Source organism: Pelomicrobium sp. (genome assembly GCF_036803785.1).
Classification (GTDB): domain Bacteria; phylum Pseudomonadota; class Gammaproteobacteria; order Burkholderiales; family UBA6910; genus Pelomicrobium.
Genome location: NZ_DAIRTR010000181.1, coordinates 1 through 4,976, shown reverse-complemented (window position 1 = coordinate 4,976; position 4,976 = coordinate 1). Strand labels below are relative to the sequence as shown.

5 protein-coding genes are annotated in these 4,976 nt (G+C 64.1%); 2 read left to right on the top strand and 3 right to left on the bottom strand.

Going from position 1 to position 4,976, the window contains the following annotated elements; genetic code table 11:
• The first annotated feature begins 185 nt into the window (after positions 1–185).
• Complete coding sequence (locus tag V7Q81_RS14680) at positions 186–1,262, top strand: class I fructose-bisphosphate aldolase (RefSeq protein WP_333844755.1); 1,077 nt, start codon at positions 186–188, stop codon at positions 1,260–1,262.
• A 37-nt stretch (positions 1,263–1,299) separates the two neighbouring features.
• The gene (locus V7Q81_RS14675) at positions 1,300–2,490 is read left to right on the top strand and encodes a DUF763 domain-containing protein (protein ID WP_333844753.1); all 1,191 of its coding nucleotides are present in this window, start codon (positions 1,300–1,302) and stop codon (positions 2,488–2,490) included.
• Here V7Q81_RS14675 and V7Q81_RS14670 read toward each other — a convergent pair.
• The 3 genes from V7Q81_RS14670 to V7Q81_RS14660 form a co-directional block, all read right to left on the bottom strand.
• A complete protein-coding gene (locus V7Q81_RS14670) occupies positions 2,450–2,977 on the bottom strand; it encodes a gamma carbonic anhydrase family protein (RefSeq protein WP_333844750.1) in 528 nt (175 codons plus the stop codon). The genes V7Q81_RS14675 and V7Q81_RS14670 overlap by 41 nt on opposite strands.
• A complete protein-coding gene (locus tag V7Q81_RS14665; RefSeq protein WP_333844747.1) occupies positions 2,974–3,396 on the bottom strand; it encodes a GlcG/HbpS family heme-binding protein in 423 nt (140 codons plus the stop codon). Before V7Q81_RS14665 ends, V7Q81_RS14670 begins: the two co-directional genes overlap by 4 nt.
• A 180-nt stretch (positions 3,397–3,576) precedes the next feature.
• Positions 3,577–4,976 (bottom strand): sodium-translocating pyrophosphatase (locus tag V7Q81_RS14660; protein ID WP_333844746.1); only part of this gene is annotated, 1,400 nt, incomplete at its 5' end.

Sequence of the window (4,976 nt, the reverse complement as noted above, 5' to 3'; positions counted from 1 at the left end):
CTCCTCGGTCCCGGCCTGCTTCTTTCGCGGAGCCCTCCGTCGGGGAAGGCGATAGCGGTCGCAAGGCGCGTTACAAAGGGACGGCCTTCGCCTTTCTCGGTAGAGGAGAGCCTGCTTATCCCGGCGCGGCAACTGAGGGATAATAGGAACAGTCAAGTTGTGACTTTGTCCACGGGAGAAGCGCCATGAGCGTCGTGATGAAAACCGCCGCGACCGATATCGAAGCGATGCTGGGCAAGGAAGCGCAAAGCCTGCTCGGCCATGTGTGCAAGGGCATTCCCAAGGAATCGCTGCATCTGCCTGGACCCGACTTCGTCGATCGGGTGGTAGCGGCAAGCGACCGCAAGCCCCCGGTGCTACGCAGCCTTCAAGCCCTGTTCAACCATGGGCGACTCGCTGGCACGGGCTATCTTTCCATCCTGCCGGTGGACCAGGGAGTGGAGCACTCGGGCGGGGCATCCTTCGCGCCCAATCCCATGTTCTTCGACCCGGAGAACATCGTGAAGCTCGCCATTGAGGGCGGTTGTAACGCTGTTGCCTCCACCCTGGGGGTGCTGGGGGCAGTGGCGCGCAAATACGCCCACAAGATCCCCTTCATCCTCAAGATCAACCACAACGAATTCCTAAGCTATCCCAATTCCTACGATCAGATCTTGTTTGCTTCGGTCAAACAGGCCTTCGAGATGGGGGCCTGCGCGGTGGGAGCCACCGTCTATTACGGTTCCGAGGAGTCGAAGCGCCAGATCCAGGAGATCACTAAGGCCTTCGAGTACGCCCACGAGCTAGGCATGGCCACCATTCTTTGGGCCTACTTGCGCAACGCGGCGTTCAAACAGCAGGACAAGGACTACCACTTGGCGGCGGATCTGACCGGGCAGGCCAATCATCTGGCGGTCACCATTCAGGCGGACATCGTCAAGCAGAAGATGGCGGAGACGAACGGCGGCTATAACGTGCTCAAGTTCGGCAAGACCCACGCCAAGGTCTACTCCGAGCTTACTTCGGACCATCCCATCGACTTGGTGCGTTACCAGGTGGCCAACTGCTACATGGGCCGGGCAGGGCTCATCAACTCCGGCGGCGAATCCAAAGGGGAAGGAGACCTGGCCCAGGCGGTGCGCACTGCGGTGATCAACAAACGCGCCGGCGGCATGGGGCTCATCTCCGGACGCAAGGCGTTCCAGAAGCCGTTCAAGGAAGGTATCGCTCTGCTGAACGCGATCCAGGATGTGTACCTGTGCAAAGACGTGACGGTCGCCTGAGGTAGTAGCGAAAAAAGAGGGCTGACGCCCCTTTCGTATGCGCACGGGGTACGCGCAGCTCCCGTTGCACGCGGGGCGCGCGCCGCGCTGGCTGTTCGAGCGCATGGTGCGCTTGGCGCGGGAGATTGCCCGCTTTCTGGTGACGGAGCACGGGACCCGGGAGACACTACTGCGGCTGTCGGATCCCTACTGGTTCCAGGCCTTTGGCTGCGTGCTGGGCTTTGACTGGCACTCGAGCGGCCTGACCACGACCGTCTGTGGGGCCCTCAAGGAGGGCCTCAAAGGCTTGGAAGGGGAACTAGGGCTCTACGCCGCGGGCGGCAAGGGCGCGGTGGCCCGCCGCACGCCCCTGGAAATCGAAGCCCACTGCCAGCGAGACGGCCTCGCCGCAGCGCCCCTCGTCTACGCGAGCCGCATGGCTGCCAAGGTGGATTCGGCTTGCGTTCAGGACGGTTACGCCCTCTACCATCACGCCCTGTTTTTCGACCGGCAGGGCCGCTGGTGCGTGGTGCAGCAGGGCATGCACGCGCTTCACGGGATGGCCCGCCGCTATCACTGGCTGGGCGAAGGGCTGGAAAGCTTCGTGGAGGAACCCCACGCGGCGGTGTGCTGCGACCGGAAAGAGCCGTCCTTCAATCTGGTAGCACGGGAGAGCGCTGCCGCACGGCAAGCCGTGACGGAACTGGCGGCCCGGCCGGATCGGGAGGTGAACAAGCTGCTACCGCGCTTGCCCGAGCTGGTCCTGCCTCGCCGCCATGGTGTGGAGCCTGGGGACGTCGATCCGGCGCGGCTCCACAAAGTGCTGCTCGCCACCTACGAGCGGGCACCGAAGGACTTCGAGGGCTTGCTGGGGATCCCCGGGTTGGGAGCCAAAAGCCTGCGGGCGCTGGCGTTGGTGGCGGAGCTGGTCTATGGGGCAAGGACCAGTCTGCGGGATCCGGCCCGCTTCAGCTTCGCCCACGGGGGCAAGGACGGCACACCCTACCTGGTGGACCGAGTCGCGTACGATCACACCATCGATGCGCTGGCGCAGGCCCTGCGGGCGGCCCAATTGGACGGTGGGGAGAAGGCGCTCGCCCTCAAGCGGCTCCATGCCTATGCCGAAGGGGCGACCCGGCCGGCTGTAGCGGGAACTGGAAGCGCTTTGTGCCGAAAGGACCCGGACCGCGCGGACGAAACAGCCTCCCCTAGCGGGGGTCGGGCTGCAGGCTGGCCTTGTAGCGCTTGAAGTTTTCCACGTAGTGATCGGCGATCCCGTGGATTTTCTGAATCTCCTCGGGCGTCAACTGGCGGATCACCTTCCCCGGAGAGCCCACCACCAGAGAGCCATCGGGGATTTCCCTGCCTTCCGGGATCAGGGTATTGGCGCCAACTAAGCAGTTCCTGCCGATGCGTGCGCCATTGAGCACCACCGCTTTGATGCCGATCAGGCTTCCTTCACCGATGTGGCAGCCGTGCAGCATGACCATGTGGCCCACCGACACGTTGCGCTCCAGGGTGAGCTTCACGCCCTCGTCGGTGTGAAGCACCGAGGCGTCCTGGATGTTGCAGTTGTCGCCGATGGTGATCACGTCGTTGTCGCCGCGCACCACGCAGTTGAACCAGATGCTAGCATTGTGGCCGATCACCACGGAGCCGATGACCGTAGCGTTGTCGGCCACGAAATAGTCGCTGCCGCGGATCTGCACGCGGCGATCTCCCAACGCGTAAATCATGCCCTGCTTCCTTCGCTCAAGGTGAGCAGCAGGTCGGCGCCGGCTTTAGCGATGCGTTCATCGTCCTGGGAGGCGACGCCGGAGACGCCGATGCCTCCCACGACCTCGCCGCCGATCACCAGAGGCACGCCACCCTGCAGCCCGGTCAATCCCGGCATGGTAAGGTAACCGTATCGCCCTTCCTTGAAGCGCCCTTCCCATTCCACGGTGGGCCGTTTGAACGCCACCGCCGAATAGGCCTTGCCAATGGCCGTCTGCACGCTCCCGAACTGCACATCGTGCTCCCGCTGAAGGTAAAGGAGATGGCCGCCGTCGTCCACGATGGCGATGACCACCTTGAAGCCATGGCTGTCGGCGAACGCTTCGGCAGCAGCGGCTACGGACTTGGCCGCCTCAAGGGTCAGGACGCGCTTCATCATGGGAAGACCGCAGTGATGTGAATGGACAGAATGAAACGATGATAACCGAGCAGCCCAGGTGGGCGAAAGAGCGGAGGGTTGCGCGCTTTCCCGTTCCGCTCTCGGGTCATCGAGCCGAGCAGGGAATGGAACGGGCGCACCTTGCGGCGGTGCGCCCGTGCCCACCCGGCGGTCGGCCGCTCACAGCAGGGGCACGATCAGCAAGGCGACGATGTTGATGATCTTGATAAGCGGGTTCACCGCCGGCCCGGCGGTGTCCTTGTAGGGGTCGCCCACCGTATCGCCGGTGACCGCCGCCTTGTGGGCATCGGAGCCCTTGCCGCCGAAGGCACCGTCCTCGATGTACTTCTTGGCGTTGTCCCAAGCACCACCGCCGGTGGTCATGGAGATGGCGACGAAGATGCCGGTGACGATGGTGCCGAGGAGGAGCCCCCCCAAGGCCATGCGGCCGGCCTCGGCCCCCATGAGCGCGCCTACGATCACCGCCACCAGGATAGGCACCAGCACCGGGAGCAGGGACGGGATGATCATTTCCTTGATGGCGGCGCGGGTGAGCATGTCCACCGCCCGGGAATAATCGGGTTTCGCCTTTCCTTCCATGATGCCGGCGATCTCCCGGAATTGGCGGCGTACCTCGTTTACCACCGAGCCGGCGGCGCGGCCCACCGCCTCCATGGCCATGGCGCCGAAGAGATAGGGGACGAGCCCGCCGATGAAGAGACCGATGATGACTGCTGGATGGGAGAGGCTGAATTCCACGCTCTTTCCGGCTGCCTCCAACCCGTGGGTATAGTCGGCGAACAACACCAGCGCCGCCAGTCCTGCCGAGCCGATGGCGTAGCCCTTGGTGACCGCCTTGGTGGTGTTGCCCACTGCGTCCAGGGGATCGGTGATGTTGCGCACCTCTCTGGGCAGCTCTGCCATCTCAGCGATGCCGCCGGCATTATCGGTGATCGGGCCGTAGGCATCCAGGGCGACGATGATGCCCGTCATGGAAAGCATGGCGGTGGCCGCGATGGCGATGCCGTAGAGGCCCGCCAAGGTGTAGGATGCCCAGATCGCCAGGCACACGGCCAGCACTGGAAGCGCCGTGGCTTTCATGGAGACTCCTAGACCGGCGATGATGTTGGTGGCGTGGCCGGTGGTGGACGCTTGGGCCACATGGCGCACCGGGGAGAACTGGGTGCCGGTGTAGTACTCGGTGATCCACACCATGGCGCCGGTCAGCAAAAGCCCGATCACCGCGGCACCCCAGAGCTGCAGCACGCTGTAGGTCTCGTTGCTCCCCATGAAATACTGGGTCACCGGCCAAAAGGCAATGAGGGCGAGCACGCCCGAGACGATCACGCCCCGGTACAGGGCACCCATGATCTTGCCCCCTTCGCTGGTTTTCACGAAATAAGTGCCGATGATGGAGGCGATGATGGACACCCCTCCCAGCGCCAGGGGGTAGATCACTGCTTGCGGTGCCACGTTGGGCGAAAACAGCAGCCCGCCGAGCAGCATCGTGGCGATGATGGTCACGGCGTAGGTCTCGAACAGGTCGGCCGCCATGCCGGCGCAGTCGCCCACGTTGTCGC